Origin of the sequence: Mycolicibacterium chlorophenolicum (assembly GCF_001044235.1) — a bacterium.
Taxonomy (GTDB): Bacteria; Actinomycetota; Actinomycetes; order Mycobacteriales; family Mycobacteriaceae; genus Mycobacterium; species Mycobacterium chlorophenolicum.
Map to the genome: position 1 here is coordinate 243444 of NZ_JYNL01000020.1, position 20000 is coordinate 263443.

The window sequence follows — 20000 nt, forward strand, 5'->3', positions numbered from 1 at the left end:
CTCGCTCAGGCGAGCCGGGCGAGGACGTGGGCGACCACATCGTCGACCGCGACGTCGACCTGCTCCCCGCTGCCCAACGACTTCACCCCGACGGTGCCGGCCTCCAGGTCGCGGTCCCCCGCTACCAGCGCGATCGCGGCACCCGAGCGGTCGGCGCCCTTCATCGCGCCCTTGAGGCTGCGGTCGCCGTAAGCCATGTCCACCCGCACGCCCGCCGCGCGCAGTTGCGCGGCCAGCACCGCCAGCCGGATCTTGGCGTCCGCGCCCAGCGGCACCGCGTACACGTCGACGCGGGCCGTCTCACCCGCGGTCTTGCCCTCGGCCCGCAACGCCAGCAGCGTGCGGTCGACACCGAGCCCGAACCCGATGCCCGACAGGTCGCGCCCGCCGAGCTGACTCATCAGCCCGTCGTAGCGGCCACCGCCACCGATGCCGGACTGCGCGCCGAGCCCGTCGTGCACGAACTCGAACGTCGTCTTCGTGTAGTAGTCCAGCCCGCGCACCATCCGCGGATTGATCACGTACGGCACCGCCAGGGCATCGAGGTGCGCGAGCACCGTCTCGAAGTGTTCCTTGGCGACGTCGGATAGATGGTCGAGCATCAACGGCGCCTCGGCCGTCATCTCCTTGATGTGCGGGCGCTTGTCATCGAGCACCCGCAGCGGGTTCAACTCGGCCCGCCGCCGCGTTTCTTCGTCGAGATCGAGACGAAACAGGAACTCCTGCAACAGCTCCCGGTACTGAGGTCGGCAGGTGTCGTCGCCCAGCGAGGTGATCTCCAGCCGGAAGCCGTCGAGGCCGAGCGCACGGAAGCCGGCGTCGGCCACCGCGATCACCTCGGCGTCGAGCGCCGGGTCGTCGACACCGATCGCCTCGACCCCGACCTGCTGCAGCTGCCGGTAGCGGCCCGCCTGCGGCCGCTCGTACCGGAAAAACGGTCCCGAGTAGCACAGCTTGACCGGCAGCTGCCCGCGGTCGAGGCCGTGCTCGATGACCGCACGCATGACGCCGGCAGTGCCCTCGGGGCGCAACGTCACCGACCGGTCGCCGCGGTCGGCGAACGTGTACATCTCCTTGGAGACGACGTCGGTGGACTCCCCCACCCCGCGCGCGAACAGCGCGGTGTCCTCGAAGATCGGCAGCTCGATGTCGCCGTATCCGGCGCGGCGCGCGGCGCCGAGCAGGCCGGCGCGCACAGCGACGAACTCGGCGGAGTCGGGCGGCAGGTAATCGGGGACGCCCTTGGGCGCCTTGAATTCGGTCACAGGGTCAAACCTTCGAGGAACGGGTTGGTGCGGCGTTCGAGGCCGATGGTGGATCGCTCGCCGTGTCCCGGTAATACCAGGGTGTCGTCGTCGAGCACCAACAGTTTTGTCAGGATGGAGGTCAGCAGGTCCCGTCCACTGCCCCCGGGCAGGTCGGTGCGGCCCACCGACTGACGGAACAGGGTGTCGCCGGTGAAGGCCACCTCTTCGTAGGTCTGCTCTTCGCGCAAGCGCTCATCGGCGGGCCCTCCCGCGACACGGAAGACGACCGAGCCCTGCGTGTGCCCGGGCGTGTGGTCCACGGCCACGGTGATGCCGCCCAGGTCGAGCTTGTCGCCGTCGCGGTCGAGTTCGACGACCTGCCTGGGTTCGCGGAACAGCGCCCCGAACGCCTTCTGCGCGACGCGGGGACCGAAACCCTTGATCGGATCGCTGAGCATGTGGCGGTCGGCGGGGTGGATGTAGGTGGGGCAGCCGTAGGTGTCGGCGACCTTCTGCGCGGACCACATGTGGTCGATGTGGCCGTGGGTGAGCAGGACCGCGGCCGGGGTGAGCCGGTTCTCGTCGAGGATCCGGCGCAACGGACCCATCGCGCGTTGGCCGGGGTCGACGACGATGGCGTCGGCGCCCTGCCGGTGCGCGAGCACGTAGCAGTTGCACGCCAGCACGCCGGCCGGAAATCCGGTGATCAACACGCCGTCAAGCTTCCCACGCGCAGGGCTGCACGCTGTTCAGGAGGGTCGCAGCCGCTTTTCTCAGCCCGTGCTGGCACACTCGGTGCCGACCTGATCGACTGCGAGGAGGACCCGGCCCGTGCCGACGAACGAACAACGGCGAGCCACCGCCAAGCGCAAGCTCGAACGGCAGCTCGAGCGACGTGCCGAGAAGGACCGCAAGCGCCGCCTGTACACGATCATCGGATCGGTGGCTGCGGCGGTCGTCGTGATCGCCGCGGTGGTGGCGACCGTCGTCCTCACCAACCGCGGCTCCAGCACGCCGAGCGCGTCGTCGTCGACAGCCACCCCCACCTCGGCGGCGAACTCGCCGCTCGACGCCCCCGAACCCGGGAAGCCGCCCGCCCTGCCGGCGTTCGCCGCGCCCGAGGGTCTGGGCAGCAACTGCGAGTACCCGAAGTCGACCGAGGCGGCCAGCAAGCCCGTCGAGCCGCCCCGGGCGGGCAAGGTGCCGACGGAACCGGCCAAGGTCAGCGCGAGCATGGAGACCAACCAGGGCAACCTGGGTCTGGAGCTCGACAACGCCAAGTCGCCGTGCACGGTGAACAGCTTCGCCAGCCTGGCCAACAAGGGCTTCTTCAACAACACCCCCTGCCACCGGCTGACCACCAGCGAGGGGCTGGCCGTCCTGCAGTGCGGTGACCCCACCGGGCAGGGCACCGGCGGGCCGGGCTATCAGTTCGCCAACGAATACCCGACCGACCAGTACCAGCCCGACGACCCCAAGCTGCAGCAGCCGGTCATCTACCCGCGCGGCACCCTGGCCATGGCCAATGCCGGCCCCGGCACCAACGGCAGCCAGTTCTTCCTCGTCTACAAGGATTCGCAGCTGCCGCCGAACTACACGGTGTTCGGCACCATCGACGAGACCGGCCTGGCCACGTTGGACAAGATCGCCGCGGCGGGCACCAAGGAGGGTGGCGACGACGGCGCGCCGAAGCTCGACGTCACCATCAAGTCGCTGCAGCTGGACTGACGCGCCGGGCTCAGCCCAGCGCCTCGGCGACAGTCGCGGCGTCGGGCTGACTGATGACGAGGCGGTCATACCGCTGGCCGACCAGGTCGACCCTGATCGCGGGCACGCCTCGCCGGGCGACCGCGAAGGTCTTCCGACCCGCGTGTCGCCACGTGCCGATCTTCGTCCGCCCGGGCAGATGCAGTCCCGGAGCGCGCACCCCGGCCACGGCGGAAAGCGGTTGGTCGGACACCGCAACCGCGGCGACTGCCGACGCCGGCACCCTGATGTTGCCGCGCAGCCCCGCGATCTTCTCGGTCACCGTCAGTCGCACCTCGAGCTGGTCGCCATCGCGACGTAGTTCAGCCATCTCGTCTCCTTTCTCAATATTGAGAATGGTATCAGGGTTGATAATGGCGGGTATGCGGACCGTCGACGTTCTCCTGCACCCCGTGCGCATGCGTATCGTCCAGGCACTGCTCGACGGCGCCACGATGACCGCGGGCCAACTGCGCGACGAACTTCCCGAGGTACCGTCCGCGTCGCTGTATCGCCACATCGCCACCCTGACCGACGCCGGCGTGCTCGAGGTGGCGCAGGAAAAGCGGGTCCGGGGCGCCGTGGAACGGGGCTTCCGCCTGCATCTGCCCAACGCCGGCGTGACAGCCGAGGATGCCCGCCGACTCAGCCAGGACGACCACCGCCGCGCCTTCACGGCGTTCTGCACCATGCTCATGGCCGACTTCGACCGCTACCTCGCCACGCCCGGGGCCGACGTCGTCGATGACGGCGTGGGGTTCACCCAAGCCGCCCTGTGGCTCACCGACGACGAACTCGCCGACCTGCGCAGCGAGCTCGCGGCCGCGGTCGCATCCCGAATAGCCAACGCCCGCAAGGGAACCCGCAAGAAGTATCTGATCGACACGATCCTGATGCCGGCGCGATGACGACGCCGTCGACACGGGGCGCCGTTCGGTGCCCCGTCACGCGTGGCAGGTGCCGCCTCCGACCTTGGGGGTCGGCGGCGCGTCGATCGACGGGTTCTGATCGAAGAAGCCGGACGGCTTGAGCCAGAACGACACCGTGTCGACGGCCATGATCGGCCACTCCTCCATCCTGGTGATGTGATGGATGCCGAAGACGTACCAGAGCACTACGTCGGTGTTCTCCAGCGGCGCATCGTCTTTGATCCATTCACTCATCCCGGCGTCGACATCGGACTGGGTCGGGTAATCCCCCGCAGGCCACCGCTCCTCGGCGCTGTTCTTGGTGACCCACAGGGTGTGCCCGATGACGGGGGCGCGCAGATACTGCGGGGTCGACGGGTCCATCATCGCCGGAAAACACGCCCCGGGAACCAGCTTGTAGGACACCGGGGTTCCGTGCTTGTTGGTCTTGTTGGGGTTGACCACCTTCCACGACCGCTGCGTGGACCAGTCGAAGTCACGCGCGGACTCCGACTCCGACCTGATCGGCGTCGACCGGGTCACCAGCGCCAACCCGTACGGGTTCTGCTCGGACACCGGTGGCGCCACCGAGTCGACTTCCATCACGGTGTTCTGGTCGCCGTCGACGTCGAGATCCAGCCGCGCGATCAGGAAGTGCTGATGGAACGGGGCGTAGGTGTTCTTGTCGACGACGGTGCCGTACGGAGGCGGCTCCTCCCCCTCCGGGAACGGCGTGGTGACCATGATGCCGGTGGCACGAATCTCGCACTCGATGTTGCCGTCCTGGTAGAAGCGCCAGTAGACGAGATACTCGTAATTGGCCACGGTCGCATGGCATGAGATCACCATGCGGCGCTGCCGGCGCACCTCGGCGCCGGTCTTCGGGTCGACGTGCTTCCAGAGCACCGCGTTGTCCTCCTCGTGCAAGCAGAGGGCGTTCTTGACGGTGTAGGGCTCCCCCTTGGTGTCGGACAACGTCGCGTCGACGTAGACGATCTCGCCCAGACAGTCGCAACCCAGCTCCAGTGACGTGGTCATGTAGCCCAGGCCCCACTCACCGATGTCATAGGCGGTGCGCCGGTAATGGTCGAACGTCGGGTCACGGTAGGGAACGACCATCTCGGCCAACGACATTCGATACGCGACATCCCGTTGCTCGCCCCGGTCGTCGAACGTCACCTGGTACAGGACAGGGCCCTCGCGATAGTTGAAGCCCAGCCGCATGGTCCAGTTCTGCCACTTGAGTTCGGTGCCCTCGACCGTGAAGGACGTGCCCTCCGGCTGGGTGATGTGCAGCGGCTTCAGGTCGGTGCGCACCTGGGTGCCCCGCACCGAGGGGATGTACTCGGAGTCCACCTCAGGATGGCCGTAGTCGTGGTGCCGCTCGATCTCGAGCAACTCGAGCGTGTTGACGTCCACCAACAGTTTCAGGCCCGAAACGGGATGACCGAAGGGGTTGCCCTCGGGGGTCTCGCGGGCCCACAGATCGCACCAGCCGAGGCGACGATGCCTGTGTTCCTCGGGCATGAGCGCTTTCCCGTAGGTCCACACGTCGATGAGGATCAGGCTCATGTCGGTGAATCCGCGCTCTGCGAGAGCGGCGATGACCTCGGGGTGCCGGCGCATCGCGCCGTCGATGTCGTGGAACTCGTCCATCGTGAAATTCGGTGTGACACCGGGAATGTTCTCGAACGAAAGGACCGTGTCGCCGGTCAGGTCGACCGTTGCCTCGTAGGTCTCGTTCTCGGTGCGGTCCAAGACCACCGCGAACGACGTCCGCTGGACCGGATTCCCGGGCCGCCAGGCCTTCACGTCGGCTTTGGGCGGCTCCTTCAACTCGATCGAGGTGAAGCGGAAACCGTCGTCGACGTGCCCTGCGCGTCGCAGCAGGGCGGCCGTCCGCCTGAATTCCTCCGCGGTCAATGGTTCCAGGGGATGCTGAGCCATTGCTACCTCCTCGCTTGTTGTCCCAGTCTTTCGTTTTCCGGCCGGTTTGTATTCGTCATGCGACAATTCGTAGGAGGCGATATGAACGAGCGAACCAGCTTGATATCGAAAGTCTTCGGATCCCGCCGACTGAAGGGGATCTCCGAGATCCGCACGTTCTTCCGAACCAACGAACAGCCGATCTTCTTCATCGGCCCGACGGCCTTCAACCTGCTGGGGATCGACCGCTGGGTCCGCGGCGTGGAATACATCGTCTATTACGACTCGTGGGACTCCGCCCATCCGCGGGTGTTCACTCCGTCCAGCAAGCCGTATGTGGAGTTCGAGAGCAGTGAGGAGATCAACAACTACCTGCTCCGTGACGCCGAGGTGCAGAGGTTCATGCAGGCACGGTGCGTTGTGCGTGGCCTGCGACCGATGGTCGCCATGGTGTTCTTCGACGAGGAGACCGAGGACATCTGTCGAGAACTCGACTACACGTTGATCCTGCCGCCGGATTCGCTGCGCCGGCATCTCGACTCCAAGATCGTCACCACACAGCTGGGCGAGGAAGCCGGCGCCCCGTCGGTGCCCAACGTGCTGGGTCGCGCGGACAGCTACGAGGAACTCTGCGCGTTGGCCACGAACGCCGGCCTGGGCTCCGACCTGGTGGTGCAGACTCCGTACGGCGACTCCGGCAAGACGACGTTCTTCATCACCTCCCTGCGGGAGTGGGACCGCGACTGCGAGCACATCGTCGGCCAGGACCTGAAGATCATGAAGCGGATCAACAACCACGCCGTCGCCGTCGAAGCGGTCAACACCAAGCACGGTACGGTCGTCGGCCCGTTCATGACCGATCTCACGGGCTATCCCGAACTCACGCCCTACCGCGGCGGCTGGTGCGGCAACGACCTGTTCCCCGAAGCGCTTTCGGAGATCCACCGCGCGATCGCCATCCGGCATGTCCAGCGACTCGGTGACCGGCTGCGTAAAGAAGGCTACAAGGGCTTCTTCGAGGTCGATGTGCTGGTCGACCTCGACTCCGACGAGGTGTACCTCGGCGAACTGAACCCACGCATCTCCGGAGCCTCGTCGATCACCAATGTGACCGCCGGTGCGTATTCCGACATCCCGCTGTTCCTGTTCCACCTGCTGGAGTTCATGAACGTCGACTACGTCGTCGACGTCGAGGAGATCAACGAGCGGTGGCGCGAACTCGCCGCGGTCGACGTCTGGGCCCAGCTCATCATGAAGGAGCCGAACGACGCCGTGGAACGCCTCCTCGCCGCTCCGGCGACGGGTCGCTACCGGTTGGCGGAGGACGGCAGCCTGAACTTCGTCGGCGTCACCAACGACTGGCACGACGTCACCCACGAGGACGAGTGCTTCTTCCTTCGCGTGTACGGACCCGGGGACTACCGGTTCAAGGGCGCCGACCTGGGAATCCTGGTCACCAAGGGCCGGATGCAGACCGAAGATGGGCTGACCCAGCGCTGCCGGAGCTACATCGACGGGATCCGTTCGATGTACGTCAGCGAGCCACTTCCCGAGCCCCCGAGTGTGACACCCATCAGCTACGTCAAGTAGCCGCGGCCCTCAGCTGTGGCCGCGCTCGCGGCCCTCGACGACGCCGATCGGTCCGGTGCCCTTCCGGTGCTTGGGGGTGCGCTCGGCCAGGCCGGCAGCGTGTTGTCCGGCGGCCACGAACGCCCGGATGGTGTCGAGCAGGAAGACGGGGTGCTGGGCCACCGGCCACGTCGAGAACTTCACCGACACGGTGCGGGTCGCCCGGTCGACCAGAATCATCTGGCCGTGAATTCCCAGGCACAGCTGCAGGTCCCCCAGCACCCCGGGGATGAACCAGAACTGGTTGCGGTACCAGCCGCCCGTGAGGAACGGCTCGGAGTCCGAGGACACGAACGCCGCTCTGACGTCGGGGTCGATGGTCCGGGCCTGCGTCAGCCACTGCTTGGGCACCACGGCGTCCTCGCCCACGAAGCCGTCGTCGAGGAGCAGCTGCCCGAACCGCGCGAGGTCGCGGGCGTGCGCCGACATGCCGCCGTCGTGAATGGCGGAACCGACACCGTCGCACGTGATGTCGGCGTCGAACTCGGCCCCCATCGGCTGCCAGATCAGCGTCGAGATCAGCTCGGCCATCCGCGTCCCCGAGGCTCGTTCGCACACCCAGCCCAGCATGTCGGTGTCCGCCGAGCGGTACACGAACGGCCCGCCGTGTGCGCCACCGAGAGCCAGGGTCGCCAGATAGCTGTACATCCCGCCGAGTTCGTCGCCGTCGACTCCGGGCCGCCAGCCCATGTACCGCTCCATCACACGGACCTCGGCCTCGGGATTGGTGTACTCCTCGCTGAACGCCACCCCGCTGCGCATGTCGAGCAGATTGCGCACGGTCGCGCCGCAGTACCCGGAGGCGGCGACCTCGGGCACGTAGGTGCTCACCAGCGCGTCGGGATCGAGCCGCCCCTGCTCGGCCAGAATCCCGGTGACGCATCCGACCAACGACTTCGTCACCGACATCAGCAGGTGCGGGGTCTGTGCCGTCATCCCGTTGTGGTAGCTCTCGAGCACGATGCGGCCGTCGTGCACGATCACCACCGCGTCGGTCCAGGTCTGGGCCATTACCTCGGCCAGCGTCGACGTGCGGCCCTCCAGGCAGTGCACGGTGACGGCCTCGGGAGACAGCGGATTCTCCTGGACTGCCAGCGGTGCCACCGGACCCGATCCGCGGGCGATGCGGTGGGTGGGAATCACCTCACGCAGGTGCTGAAAGGACCACCTGTTGAACGGCGAATCCTGCCAGTTCGCCAGTGTCACCAGCTCCGCCTGATTCGGCGGGAACCCCGACATCAGCGGCGCATCCGACATGGCGACGACCCTACAGGTCACCAATCTCCGGACGCGGGCCGCTGCTGGTCAGGCCGCGGACGTGACGCGGTAGACGTCGTACACGCCCTCCACGTTGCGGACCACGTTGAGCACGTGGCCGAGATGCTTGGGGTCACCCATCTCGAAGGTGAACCTGCTGATCGCGACGCGGTCGTTGGACGTCGTCACCGACGCCGACAGGATGTTCACCTTCTCGTCGGCCAGCACCCGGGTGACGTCGGAGAGCAGCCGGTGCCGGTCGAGGGCTTCGACCTGGATCGCGACCAGGAACACCGACGACGGCGACGGCGCCCACTGCACGTCGATGATGCGCTCGGACTGCTGCTCCAGGGAGGCGGCGTTGGTGCAGTCGGTGCGGTGCACGCTCACCCCACCGCCGCGGGTGACGAAGCCCATGATGTTGTCGCCGGGCACCGGCGTGCAGCACTTGGCGAGCTTGGTCAGCACGCCCGGCGCCCCCGGCACCGCGACCCCGACGTCGTCGCTGGTGCGCTGCCGCACCGGCATCGTCGCCGGCGTCGACCGCTCCGCCAGCTCGTCGGCCGCCTCGTCGTCGCCGCCGATCTGGGCGACCAGCCGCTGCACCACGTGCCGGGCCGAGACGTGCCCCTCGCCGACCGCGGTGTAGAGCGCCGACACGTCGAGGTAGCGCAACTCCCGCGCGAGCGCGGCCATGGTCTCGGCATTCATCAAGCGCTGCAACGGAAGTCCGCCGCGGCGCACCTCGCGCGCGATCGCGTCCTTGCCGGACTCGAGCGCCTCCTCGCGGCGCTCCTTGGCGAACCACTGCCGGATCTTGGCCTTCGCCCGCGGCGACACCACGAACGTCTGCCAGTCCCGCGACGGGCCGGCGTTCTGGGCCTTCGACGTGAAGACCTCGACCACTTCGCCGTTCTCGAGCTTGCGTTCCAGCGCGACCAGCCGGCCGTTGACCCGGGCGCCGATGCAGCGGTGCCCCACCTCGGTGTGCACCGCGTACGCGAAGTCCACTGGCGTCGACCCCGTCGGCAACGTGATCACGTCGCCCTTGGGGGTGAACACGAAGATCTCCTGCACCGCCAGGTCGTAGCGCAGCGACTCCAGGAACTCCCCCGGGTCGGCCGCCTCCCGCTGCCAGTCGAGAAGCTGACGCATCCAGGCCATGTCGTCGATCTCGGTGGCCGCGTGGCCGCCGGGCTGCGCGTTGCGGCCCTTGGCCTCCTTGTAGCGCCAGTGCGCAGCGATGCCGTACTCGGCGGTCTTGTGCATGTCGGTGGTGCGGATCTGCACCTCCAGCGGCTTGCCCTCCGGGCCGACGACCGTGGTGTGCAGCGACTGGTACACCCCGAACCGCGGCTGGGCGATGTAGTCCTTGAACCGGCCGGCGATCGGCTGCCAGAGCGAGTGCACCACGCCGACCGCGGCGTAGCAGTCACGCAGCTCGTCGCACAGGATCCGCACACCCACCAGGTCGTGGATGTCGTCGAAGTCGCGGCCCTTGACGATCATCTTCTGGTAGATCGACCAGTAGTGCTTCGGCCTGCCCTCGACGACCGCGTTGATCTTCGAGGCGGCCAGCGTCGCGTTGATCTCGGCGCGCACCTTGGCCAGATACGTGTCGCGCGACGGGGCCCGGTCGGCGACCAGCCGCACGATCTCCTCGTACTTCTTCGGATGCAGGATCGCGAACGACAGGTCCTCGAGCTCCCACTTGACGGTCGCCATGCCGAGCCGATGGGCAAGCGGTGCAATGACTTCCAGCGTCTCGCGGGCTTTGCGCGCCTGCTTCTCCGGCGGCAGGAAGCGCATCGTGCGCATGTTGTGCAACCGGTCGGCGACCTTGATCACCAGCACCCGCGGGTCGCGTGCCATCGCGATGATCATCTTGCGGATCGTCTCGCCCTCGGCGGCGGTGCCCAGCGCGACCTTGTCCAGTTTGGTCACGCCGTCGACGAGGTGGCCGACCTCGGTGCCGAACTCCTGGGTCAGCGCCTCCAGCGTGTAGCCGGTGTCCTCGACGGTGTCGTGCAGCAGCGCGGCGATCAGCGTGGTGGTGTCCATGCCGAGCTCGGCCAGGATGTTCGCCACGGCCAGCGGGTGGGTGATGTAGGGGTCGCCGGACTTGCGCAGCTGGTCGGCGTGGCGCTGCTCGGCGACCTCGTAGGCCTTCTGCAGCAGGGTGAGATCGGCTTTCGGGTAGATCTCCCGGTGCACCGCGACCAGCGGTTCGAGCACCGGGTTGACGGTGCTGCGCTGGGAGGTCATCCGGCGGGCCAGCCGGGCGCGGACCCGGCGGGACGCGCTGGTCGCGGCCTTGGAGGCGTCTGGGCGGGGCAGCTCCATCGGCTGGGTCTCCGGGCCCGCCGTGACGGCGGGGGCAGCCTGGCCCGCACGGGGATCTGCCTGGATCTCGCCGGCCATGCTCACCTCCGCTGACTGCTCGCTGTTGGCAGGATATCCGCTCACACGGTGTACAAGGCGGTGACGGGCAACGGATCCAGAACCGCCCGTCCGCCCAGAGCTGCGAGCTCCAGCATCACCACCGCACCGGTCACCGTCGCGCCCGCCGCCTTGAGCAACTGATGGGTGGCCGCCAGTGTTCCCCCGGTGGCCAGCACGTCGTCGATCACCACGATCGAGCGACCGGCCAGGTCCACGCCGTCGGCGGGAACCTCCAGCGTCGCGCTGCCGTATTCGAGCGTGTAGGTCTCGCTGAGCACCGGCGGCGGCAGCTTGCCGCCCTTGCGGACCGCGAGTACCCCGATGCCGAGCGAGACCGCGACCGCGCCGCCGAGCAGGAATCCGCGGGCGTCCACCCCGGCCACGAGGTCGGCGCCGCGGGCGACGTCGGCGATCGCGTCGCTGACCGCGGCCAGCCCGGTCGCGTCGGCCAGCACCGGCGTCAGATCCTTGAACAGGACGCCGGGTTCGGGGAAGTCGGGCACCTCGCGCAGCAGTGACGCGATCACCTCGCCGACCTCACGCGTGCCGCTCACTGGCTCAACTTCCATCGGTCCATGTTCCACCCCGCGCCCCAGCGCGTCGGATTGCCGCTCACCGCATACATCTTCGTCGACGCCAGCAGCGTGCGCTGCTGACGGTACAGCGGCAGCGTGGGCATGTCGCCCCACAGGATGGGGCCCGCCTCGGCGAGCAGCCGGGCCAGCTCCTTGGGGTCGGAGGTCACCGCCAGCGTCGAGATGATGCCGTCGATGCGCTCGTTGGCGTAGCGGGGCAGGTTGTTGCCGTTGCCGCTGTGCAGGGTGTAGGCGTCCATCGCCGAGGACCCGGTGGACCCGCTGCCCGCCGCACCGCCGGTGCTCGCGATCAGCACGTCGATCTCGTTGTTGCGCAACGACAGTGGGCCGGTGTTCTCCCCCGCTACGTCCTGCACGGTGATCCCGGCGGGTGCGCAGGACTTCGCGATCGCGCCCACCGTGGCGGCCAACCGCGCATTGGGCGTCTGGTAACCGATGCGCACCGTCAGCGGCTGATTGCCCAGCGCGGCCCGGGACGCATCGGGATTCGCGACGGCGAACTCGTTGATCTGCGGGGTGGCCTCCGCCCCGGAGTAGGCGTCCTCGGCCGCGGAGTTCAACCGCGAATTGGCCGGCGGCACCGAGGCATTGCGGGCGATGACGTCACGCGGGGTGCACAGCGCGAGCGCCCGGCGCGCGGGCACCGCGGCCAGCGGACCCTGCGGGGCGAAGATGAGTTGTTCCACGCCGGCCGACGGCGAGTCGGTCCGGGTGTAGTCGTCGGGCAGATTCAACGTGCCCGACGACCCGGCAGCGATGTCGACGACGTCGAAGGCGCCCTCGTTGACCCGGTCCTGCAGGTCGGCGCTGCGCGGCCACACGGTCACCTTCGCGGTGACCGGCTTGGTGCCCCACCACTTGTCGTTGGCCACCAGCACCACCGCGCCGTCGCCGGTGACGCTGTCGATGCGGTACGGGCCCGAGGACGGGAACCGCTTGAGGTCCAGGTCCGGGGTCAGGTTCCAGGTGTTGTTCCACACCTGCGCGATCCGCTCGACCGCGGGGCCGTCGTTGTTCAGCAGCGCGGTCGTGACGCCGCCGTCGCCCAGTCCGAGCTCGTCGGCGATGACGTGCGACGGCATCATCGACGTCGCGGCGAACAGCTGCCCGTAGTCGGTGAACCCGCGGTCCTGGGCGAACGAGACCCGGGCCTTCTTCTGCCCCGGCGTGCAGTCGACGGTCGCGATGTCGGTGTAGCCGGCCCGGCTGGCCGCATCGAACGACGGGAACCGGCCGGACTGCGACGCCCACGCGAGCACCATGTCGTCACACGTGATGGGCTTGCCGTCGGAGTAGACGGCCTCGGGCTTGATCTCGTAGTCGAGCACCAGCGGGCTGCGCCCCACCACCGAGATCNAAGCCGCTGGGAGCCGAGGCCCACCGGTACTACGACGGGCTGGTCGCCGACGATCTGGCCGTCCGGGCCGTGATAGTTGAACCCGGTCAGGACCCGCGCGAACGCCTGCGGTCCCCCCGACGCCGCGCCGGCGACGGTGTTGGTGTTGTACGTGATCAGCGTGCCGTCCACGGCGTAGTCGACCGACTCGGCCGCGCCCTGCGAGCACGAGGTCAGGCCGAGGGCGCCGACCACGGCGAGCACGGCCGCGAGGACAGAGACGTGCCGCGCACGGGTGCGGTGGGCCATCGGACCTACCGCTCCCTAACGCTTTCCGGTGCTTCGCTTACCCGACGGGCGTCCCGTCCGGCTCGAGGTCGGCCGCACCGGCCGGGCACCCGGGGCGGGCTTGGCCGCCGGCGGACCGGCGGGCGCGGTGACCGCAGCCGGCTCGACATCGCGCGGCTGCTCGGCCTCGTCGGTGTACGTCGCCTCCGTGCCGGCCGCCTTGGCCGCCGTGGTCTTGCGCCGGTTGAGCACCCGCCGGGTGTGCTTGCTCACCAGGTCGGTGCGCTCCCGGAGGCTGACCAGCAGCGGGGTCGCGAAGAAGATCGACGAGTAGGTGCCGACGATGACGCCGACGAGCTGGACGAGCGCCAGGTCCATCAGCGTGCCCACCCCGAGCAGCCAGACCGCGATCACCATCAGCGCGATGATCGGCAGCACCGAGATCAAGCTGGTGTTGATCGACCGCATGAACGTCTGGTTCACCGCGAGGTTGGCCTGTTCGGCGAAGGTCCGCCGGGTGGTGTGCTCGAAGCCCTCGGTGTTCTCCTCCACCTTGTCGAACACGATGACCGTGTCGTAGAGGGAGAAGCCGAGGATGGTCAGCAGGCCGATCACCGTCGCGGGGGTCACCTCGAACCCGACCAGGGCGTAGACGCCCGCGGTCACCACAAGATCGAAAACCAGGGTCAACAGTGCGGCGATCGCCATGTACCGCTCGTAGCGCACCGTGATGTAGATGGCGGCCAGCACGAGGAACACCACCAGCGCGATCAGCGCCTTCTGGGTGATCTGGCCACCCCAGGTCTCCGACACCGCGGAGTCGCTGATCACCTGCTTGCTCGGCTGCCCGTCGGCGCCCTTCGGCTGGAATTTGTCGAACAGCGCGGTCCGCAGCGCCTCGGTCTCGTCGTTGCTCAACGTCTCCGAGCGGATCTGGAAGGTCGCGGAGCCGCCGCTGCCGACGACGACCACGGACTCCGGCGGCTTGCCGATGGTGTCGTTGAACACCGTCTCGACCTGCGAGGTGGTGGCCCCACCGTCACCGCGCGGGAACGACACCTTGGTGCCGCCCTCGAAATCGATGCCGAAGGTGAAGCCGCGCAACACGATCGCGCCGAGGGCGATCGCGACGATGAGCGCGCTGACGCCGTACCACAGCTTGCGGCGACCGATCACCTCGAAGGCGCCGGTGCCGGTGTAGAGGCGGACGAAGAAGCCGTGCTTGGGCGCGTCGGCCGCGCCGGCCTCCAGGTCGGGCGCCTCCAGCGCCGTCGACTCGTCGGTGTCGTTGCGTGAACTGCTGCGTGCCATGAGCTATCCCCGTCCCGCCGCGTGCGCGGCCGCTCGGCGTTCGCGTGCGATCTGCTGGACGGCGCCGAGACCGTTGAGCGACGGCTTGGCCATGGTCGGCGACTTCGAGGCGAAGTACAGCAGCGGCCAGGTCACCAGGAACACCACCACCACATCGAGGATCGTGGTCAGCCCCAAGGTGAACGCGAAGCCCTTCACCTGGCCGACGGCAAGGAAGTACAGCACCGCCGCGGCCAGGAACGTCACCGCGTTGCCCGACATGATCGTCTTGCGGGCACGCGCCCAGCCTCGCGGTACCGCGGACCGGAACGAACGACCCTCGCGGATCTCGTCCTTGATGCGTTCGAAGAACACCACGAACGAGTCCGCCGTCGTGCCGATACCGATGATCAGACCCGCGATACCCGCCAAGTCCAGCGTGTAGTTGATGTACCGCCCCAGCAGCACCAGGATCGCGAACACCATCGCGCCGGACGCCACCAGCGACAGCGCGACCAGCAGGCCGAGCACGCGGTAGTACAGCAGCGAGTAGATCAGTACCGCGACCAGACCGACCGCGCCGGCGATCAGGCCCGCCCGCAGCGACGACAGGCCCAGCGTCGCCGAGACGGTCTCGGCTTCGGAGGACTCGAACGACAGCGGCAGCGAGCCGTACTTGAGCACGTTGGCGAGTTCACGCGCGGTGTCGGCGGTGAACTGGCCGGTGATCTGGGTGCGGCCGCCCGGGATCGCCTCCTGGATCTGCGGCGCGCTGACCACCTTCGAGTCGAGCACGAACGCGGTCTGGGTGCCGACGTTGGCCGCGGTGAAGTCCGCCCACGTCTTGGAGGCGTCGCTCTTGAACTCCACGTCGACGACGTACTCGCCGCGCTGCTGGTCCAGCCCGGAGGTGGCGTTGGCGATGCCCTCACCGCTGATGATCGACTTGTCCAGCAGGTACACCTCTTTGCCGTCCTGCGAACACGTCACCAGCGGCAGGTTCGGGTCGTCGTTGCCGGCCAGCACGTCGTCCTCGCCGCAGCGGGTCGCCTGGAACTGCAGCGCGAGGATCTGGATCGCCTGCTCCGAACTCTGTCGCAGCCGCTTCTCGTCCTGGATCCGCTGGGCCAGCGGGACGTTCTTGTCCCCCGGCGCAGGAGGCGGCGACGTGCCCGGCGCGGGTGCCGGTGCGGGGCTCGGGCTGGGAGCAGGCTGCTGCGGGAAGGGGCGCGGCTGGGGCGCGGGGGCCCCGCCGGCCGGTGCACCCGGCGCCGGTGCGTCGACGGGCGGCAGGCCGGGGATGTCCGCGTCCGGCGCGCCACCGGGAGCACCGACGCCCGGTGGCAGACCGGGAATCGCCGCGCCCGGCGGGAGCCCGGGTGCGCCGCCCGGCGGCACCCCGGGTGCACCCGGCGCGCCGGCCGGTCCGGCCTGTTCGGCCGGTCCTGCGCCCGCGGCCGGGATCGCGTGGATGACGGGCCGGATGTAGAGGCGCGCGGTCTGACCCAGGTTGCGGGCCTCGCTGCTGTCGTTGCCCGGAACGGTGATCACCAGGTTCTGCCCGTCGATGATCACCTCGGACCCGGACACGCCCAGGCCGTCCACCCGGGCACTGATGATCTGCTGCGCCTGGTTGAGCGCGTCGCGCGACGGGGGCGACCCGTCGGGGGTGCGCGCGGTCAGCGTCACGCGGGTGCCGCCCTGCAGATCGATGCCCAGTTTGGGATCGGCCTTCTTGTCCCCGGTCAGGAACACGAGCAGGTACGCACCGATCAGCAATGCCAGGAACAGGGCCAGGTAGCGGCCAGCATGCACCGGCGTCGAAGACGAAGCCACGTCTTTACAGTCTCCTCGAGGTCAGTTCGTCACGTACCGCGACGGTGCGCAGTGACCCGCAAAGGGTACGTGCTGGGGCTGAGGCCTCAGCTGTCAGTCTTGGTGTTGGGCCGATCGGTCAGCTCGGTGGCCCCCGACGGCGCCTCGAGGTCGTCGATGTCGTCCTCGTCGTCGGTCTCGTCGACGTCATCGACGATGCGGTCGCGCACGGCGAGCTTCATCCAGGTCGTCACGACGCCCGGGGCGATCTCGAGGTCGACCTCGTCGTCGGTGATGCCGGTGATGGTGCCGCGCAGGCCCGAGGTGGTGTGCACCTCGTCGCCCACGGTCAGCGAGTTGTGCAGGTCGATGGTCGCCTGCATCGCTTTCTTCTGGCGGCGGGAGGCGAAGTACATGAACGCGCCCATGATGATGAGCAGGGGCAGGAAGACGACCAGATCCATGGCAGCAGTGTCTTTTCTTTTTCGTATCGGTCTGTGTGCGGACGGCCCCTCCGAACGCGGTCGGAGGGCACCCGGCATGAAGGAATTCGTTGACCAGTGTGCCATTGCGGCCGTTCAGGACCACCTCCCCCGTCGCAGCGCGGCCGTCAGCCCACGGATTTCGTCGCGACACACCGGTGCGGCCACCGATCCCGGCGAGAACACCCCTGCTTCTCGACGGATCACTGGTGCGACCGACTAGGCTCGGACCGTATCGCGGCAATCGTCAAGGAGGTCCCCCGTGAGCGCTCTCGAACAGAGCCGCCACCTCGCCACCGCCATCCCCGGCCCCCGGTCGCAGGATCTGATCACGCGCAAGAAGGCCGCGGTGGCGAGCGGCGTCGGCAACACCATGCCCGTCTACGCCGCCCGCGCCTTCGGCGGCATCGTCGAGGACGTCGACGGCAACCGGCTGATCGATCTGGGCTCCGGGATCGCGGTGACCACGGTCGGCAACGCATCGCCCCGGGTCGTCGATGCGGTCCGCGAGCAGGTCGCCAACTTCACCCACACCTGCTTCATGGTGACGCCCTACGAGGGATACGTCGCCGTCGCCGAGGCTCTCAACCGGCTCACCCCCGGGGACGGCGACAAGCGCTCCGCACTGTTCAACTCGGGATCAGAGGCCGTCGAGAACGCGATCAAGATCGCCCGCGTCTACACCGGGAAGCAGGCCGTGGTGTCGTTCGACCACGCCTACCACGGGCGGACCAACCTGACGATGGCGCTGACGGCCAAGTCGATGCCCTACAAGCACGGGTTCGGACCGTTCGCCCCGGAGATCTACCGCGCACCGCTGTCCTACCCGTTCCGCGACGCGGAGTTCGGCGGCAAGGAGCTGGCCACCGACGGTGAGCTGGCCGCCCGGCGGGCCATCACGATGATGGACAAGCAGGTGGGCGCCGAGAACCTGGCGGCGGTCATCATCGAGCCCATCCAGGGCGAGGGCGGGTTCATCGTGCCCGCCGAGGGCTTCCTGCCGACGCTGCTGCAGTGGTGCCGCGACAACGACGTGGTGTTCATCGCCGACGAGGTGCAGACCGGGTTCGCCCGCACCGGCAGGATGTTCGCCTGCGAGCACGAGGGCATCGTCCCGGACCTGATCGTCACGGCCAAGGGCATCGCCGACGGGATGCCCCTGTCCGCCGTGACAGGGCCGGCGTCGATCATGGACGCGCCGCACGTCGGCGGGCTCGGCGGCACCTACGGCGGCAATCCGGTGGCGTGTGCGGCCGCGCTGGCCACGATCGCCACGATCGAGGACGGCGGGTTGGTCGACCGCGCCGCACACATCGAATCGCTGATGAAGGACAAGCTCGGCCGGATGCAGGCCGAGGACGACCGGATCGGCGACGTGCGGGGCCGCGGCGCGATGATCGCCGTCGAACTGGTCAAGCCCGGCACCCTCGAGCCCGACGCGGAGCTGACCAAGAAGCTCAGCACGGCCGCCCACCAGGCCGGGGTGATCGTGCTGACCTGCGGCACCTTCGGCAATGTGTTGCGGTTCCTGCCGCCGCTGACCATCAGCGACGAGCTCCTGCTCGAAGCTCTCGACGTGCTCGAGTTGATCCTGCGCGATCTGTGACGACCGTCAGGAACTTCATCGGCGGGGAGCTCGTCGACTCCGAGAGCGGCGCGACCATGCCGCTGGTCGATCCCAGCACCGGTGAGCGGTACGGCACCGCGCCGATCTCCAACGGAGCCGACATCGACAAGGCCTACGCCGCCGCGGCGGCGGCGTTCGCCGAGTGGAAGAGGACCACCCCGTCGCACCGGCAGAAGGCGCTGCTGGACTTCGCCGACGAGGTGGAGAAGGCGGCCGGCGATCTCGTGGAGGCCGAGGGCCGCAACACGGGTAAGCCCCACCACGTCACCGCGGCCGAGGAGATCCCTCCGATGGTCGACCAGATCCGGTTCTTCGCGGGGGCGGCGCGGGTGCTGGAGGGCAAGTCGGCCGGCGAGTACCTGGCCGATCACACCTCGTGGATCCGCCGTGAGCCGGTCGGGGTGATCGGTCAGGTCGCGCCGTGGAACTACCCGATGATGATGGCGATCTGGAAGATCTGCCCCGCCATCGCCGCGGGCAACACCGTGGTGATCAAACCCAGCGACACCACCCCGGTGACGACGGTGATGCTCGCCGAACTGGCGGCCAGGCACCTGCCGGCCGGGGTGCTCAACGTGGTCACCGGCGACCGGGTCACCGGCGCCAACCTCGTCGCTCATCCGACGCCACAGATGGTCTCGATCACCGGGTCGGTGGCGGCGGGCAAGGCGGTCGCGGTCAGCGCGGGCGGCCACCTCAAACGCACGCACCTCGAACTGGGCGGCAAGGCGCCGGTGATCGTGTTCGACGACGCCGATCTCGGCGCAGCGGCCGAGGGCATCGCCACGGCGGCCTACTTCAACGCCGGGCAGGACTGCACCGCGGCCACCCGCGTCCTGGCCTCGGCGTCGATCGCCGCGGACCTGACCGCAGCGCTCACCGAGCAGGCCACGGGCGCGACGACGACGTTCGGCCGCCCCGCCGGCGACGAGGACGCCTGGGTGCCGCCGGTGAACAACGAGCAGCAGATGCAGCGGGTGCTGTCCTTCTTCGCCGACGTGCCCTCGCACGCCACGGTCACTGTGGGCGGAAACCGCCAGGGCGACAAGGGTTTCTACGTGGAGCCGACGGTCATCGGCGGGCTGCGTCAGGACGACCGGCTGATCCAGCAGGAGATCTTCGGCCCCGTGATCACCGTGCAGTCGTTCTCCGACGAGGAGCAGGCGATCGGGTGGGCCAACGGCGTCGAGTACGGATTGGCGTCATCGGTGTGGACCCGGGACATCTCGCGGGCGCTGCGGGTCTCCAATGCGCTGGACTTCGGCTGCGTCTGGATCAACACCCACATCCCGCTGGTCGCCGAGATGCCGCACGGCGGCTTCAAGTCCTCGGGCCACGGCAAGGACCTGTCGATGTACGGACTCGAGGACTACACGCGCATCAAGCACGTGATGGCCTACACCGGCTGAGC

General features: G+C 68.5%; 16 protein-coding genes and 1 pseudogene. 5 read left to right on the forward strand and 12 right to left on the reverse strand.

Going from position 1 to position 20000, the window contains the following annotated elements; translation table 11 throughout:
* Positions 1 to 5: 5 nt before the first annotated feature.
* Both hisS and MCHLDSM_RS09160 read right to left on the reverse strand, forming a co-directional pair.
* Positions 6 to 1265 (reverse strand): histidine--tRNA ligase, encoded by a 1260-nt coding sequence (gene hisS / locus MCHLDSM_RS09155; protein WP_048469786.1) that lies wholly within the window; start codon positions 1263 to 1265, stop codon positions 6 to 8.
* Positions 1262 to 1960, reverse strand: a complete 699-nt coding sequence (locus MCHLDSM_RS09160) for an MBL fold metallo-hydrolase (protein WP_048469787.1) — start codon at positions 1958 to 1960, stop codon at positions 1262 to 1264. Before MCHLDSM_RS09160 ends, hisS begins: the two co-directional genes overlap by 4 nt.
* A 118-nt stretch (positions 1961 to 2078) precedes the next feature.
* On the opposite strand from MCHLDSM_RS09160, the gene MCHLDSM_RS09165 reads away from it, so the two are divergent.
* Positions 2079 to 2975, forward strand: coding sequence for a peptidylprolyl isomerase (locus tag MCHLDSM_RS09165; protein ID WP_048469788.1), 897 nt, complete (start codon positions 2079 to 2081; stop codon positions 2973 to 2975).
* A 10-nt stretch (positions 2976 to 2985) separates the two neighbouring features.
* Here MCHLDSM_RS09165 and MCHLDSM_RS09170 read toward each other — a convergent pair whose 3' ends face one another.
* Entirely contained in the window at positions 2986 to 3324 is a 339-nt protein-coding gene (locus MCHLDSM_RS09170; RefSeq protein WP_048469789.1) for a hypothetical protein, read from the reverse strand.
* Between the two features lie 52 nt (positions 3325 to 3376).
* On the opposite strand from MCHLDSM_RS09170, the gene MCHLDSM_RS09175 reads away from it, so the two are divergent.
* Complete coding sequence (locus MCHLDSM_RS09175; protein ID WP_048469790.1) at positions 3377 to 3901, forward strand: helix-turn-helix domain-containing protein; 525 nt, start codon at positions 3377 to 3379, stop codon at positions 3899 to 3901.
* A 36-nt stretch (positions 3902 to 3937) separates the two neighbouring features.
* Here the strand turns inward: MCHLDSM_RS09175 and MCHLDSM_RS09180 are convergent, their stop codons facing one another.
* A complete protein-coding gene (locus tag MCHLDSM_RS09180; RefSeq protein ID WP_268781454.1) occupies positions 3938 to 5914 on the reverse strand; it encodes a primary-amine oxidase in 1977 nt (658 codons plus the stop codon).
* Between the two features lie 15 nt (positions 5915 to 5929).
* On the opposite strand from MCHLDSM_RS09180, the gene MCHLDSM_RS09185 reads away from it, so the two are divergent.
* The gene (locus MCHLDSM_RS09185; protein WP_048469792.1) at positions 5930 to 7417 is read left to right on the forward strand and encodes a biotin carboxylase; all 1488 of its coding nucleotides are present in this window, start codon (positions 5930 to 5932) and stop codon (positions 7415 to 7417) included.
* 9 nt (positions 7418 to 7426) lie between these two features.
* Here the strand turns inward: MCHLDSM_RS09185 and MCHLDSM_RS09190 are convergent, their stop codons facing one another.
* The 8 genes and pseudogenes from MCHLDSM_RS09190 to yajC all read right to left on the reverse strand — a co-directional run bounded on the left by MCHLDSM_RS09190 (position 7427) and on the right by yajC (position 16944).
* Entirely contained in the window at positions 7427 to 8713 is a 1287-nt protein-coding gene (locus MCHLDSM_RS09190) for a serine hydrolase domain-containing protein (RefSeq protein WP_063840626.1), read from the reverse strand.
* A 48-nt stretch (positions 8714 to 8761) separates the two neighbouring features.
* Positions 8762 to 11134: a RelA/SpoT family protein gene (locus MCHLDSM_RS09195; RefSeq protein WP_048470254.1), complete on the reverse strand. Its 2373-nt coding sequence runs from the start codon at positions 11132 to 11134 to the stop codon at positions 8762 to 8764.
* Positions 11135 to 11175: 41 nt separating this feature from the next.
* Positions 11176 to 11724, reverse strand: coding sequence for an adenine phosphoribosyltransferase (locus MCHLDSM_RS09200; RefSeq protein ID WP_048469793.1), 549 nt, complete (start codon positions 11722 to 11724; stop codon positions 11176 to 11178).
* A partial coding sequence (locus MCHLDSM_RS09205; RefSeq protein WP_234713938.1) for an ABC transporter substrate-binding protein occupies positions 11706 to 13107 on the reverse strand: 1402 nt, incomplete at its 5' end. The genes MCHLDSM_RS09200 and MCHLDSM_RS09205, both read right to left, overlap by 19 nt.
* A gap of 1 nt (position 13108) precedes the next feature.
* A pseudogene (locus tag MCHLDSM_RS39190) lies at positions 13109 to 13396 on the reverse strand (ABC transporter substrate-binding protein); the annotation flags it as partial.
* A gap of 15 nt (positions 13397 to 13411) precedes the next feature.
* The gene (gene secF / locus MCHLDSM_RS09210; protein WP_048469794.1) at positions 13412 to 14686 is read right to left on the reverse strand and encodes a protein translocase subunit SecF; all 1275 of its coding nucleotides are present in this window, start codon (positions 14684 to 14686) and stop codon (positions 13412 to 13414) included.
* Positions 14687 to 14689: 3 nt separating this feature from the next.
* Positions 14690 to 16501 (reverse strand): protein translocase subunit SecD, encoded by a 1812-nt coding sequence (secD, locus tag MCHLDSM_RS09215; RefSeq protein WP_048469795.1) that lies wholly within the window; start codon positions 16499 to 16501, stop codon positions 14690 to 14692.
* Between the two features lie 86 nt (positions 16502 to 16587).
* Positions 16588 to 16944: a preprotein translocase subunit YajC gene (gene yajC / locus MCHLDSM_RS09220; protein ID WP_048416240.1), complete on the reverse strand. Its 357-nt coding sequence runs from the start codon at positions 16942 to 16944 to the stop codon at positions 16588 to 16590.
* A 280-nt stretch (positions 16945 to 17224) separates the two neighbouring features.
* Between yajC and gabT the strand changes: the two genes are divergently transcribed.
* Both gabT and MCHLDSM_RS09230 read left to right on the forward strand, forming a co-directional pair.
* Positions 17225 to 18568 carry a 4-aminobutyrate--2-oxoglutarate transaminase gene (gabT, locus tag MCHLDSM_RS09225; RefSeq protein ID WP_048469796.1) on the forward strand — a complete coding sequence of 448 codons (1344 nt, stop codon included), beginning with the start codon at positions 17225 to 17227 and terminating at the stop codon, positions 18566 to 18568.
* Positions 18565 to 19998 carry a gamma-aminobutyraldehyde dehydrogenase gene (locus MCHLDSM_RS09230; RefSeq protein ID WP_048469797.1) on the forward strand — a complete coding sequence of 478 codons (1434 nt, stop codon included), beginning with the start codon at positions 18565 to 18567 and terminating at the stop codon, positions 19996 to 19998. The genes gabT and MCHLDSM_RS09230 overlap by 4 nt, the downstream gene beginning before the upstream one ends.
* Positions 19999 to 20000 lie beyond the last annotated feature (2 nt).

Bases quoted from the DNA above. Each gene is read 5' to 3' on its own strand.
- MCHLDSM_RS09170 (WP_048469789.1), bottom strand. From the start codon at position 3,324: ATGGCTGAACTACGTCGCGATGGCGACCAGCTCGAGGTGCGACTGACG.
- MCHLDSM_RS09175 (WP_048469790.1), top strand. From the start codon at position 3,377: ATGCGGACCGTCGACGTTCTCCTGCACCCCGTGCGCATGCGTATCGTC.
- MCHLDSM_RS09185 (WP_048469792.1), top strand. From the start codon at position 5,930: ATGAACGAGCGAACCAGCTTGATATCGAAAGTCTTCGGATCCCGCCGA.
- MCHLDSM_RS09190 (WP_063840626.1), bottom strand. From the start codon at position 8,713: ATGTCGGATGCGCCGCTGATGTCGGGGTTCCCGCCGAATCAGGCGGAG.
- MCHLDSM_RS09195 (WP_048470254.1), bottom strand. From the start codon at position 11,134: ATGGCCGGCGAGATCCAGGCAGATCCCCGTGCGGGCCAGGCTGCCCCC.
- MCHLDSM_RS09200 (WP_048469793.1), bottom strand. From the start codon at position 11,724: ATGGAAGTTGAGCCAGTGAGCGGCACGCGTGAGGTCGGCGAGGTGATC.
- secF (WP_048469794.1), bottom strand. From the start codon at position 14,686: ATGGCACGCAGCAGTTCACGCAACGACACCGACGAGTCGACGGCGCTG.
- yajC (WP_048416240.1), bottom strand. From the start codon at position 16,944: ATGGATCTGGTCGTCTTCCTGCCCCTGCTCATCATCATGGGCGCGTTC.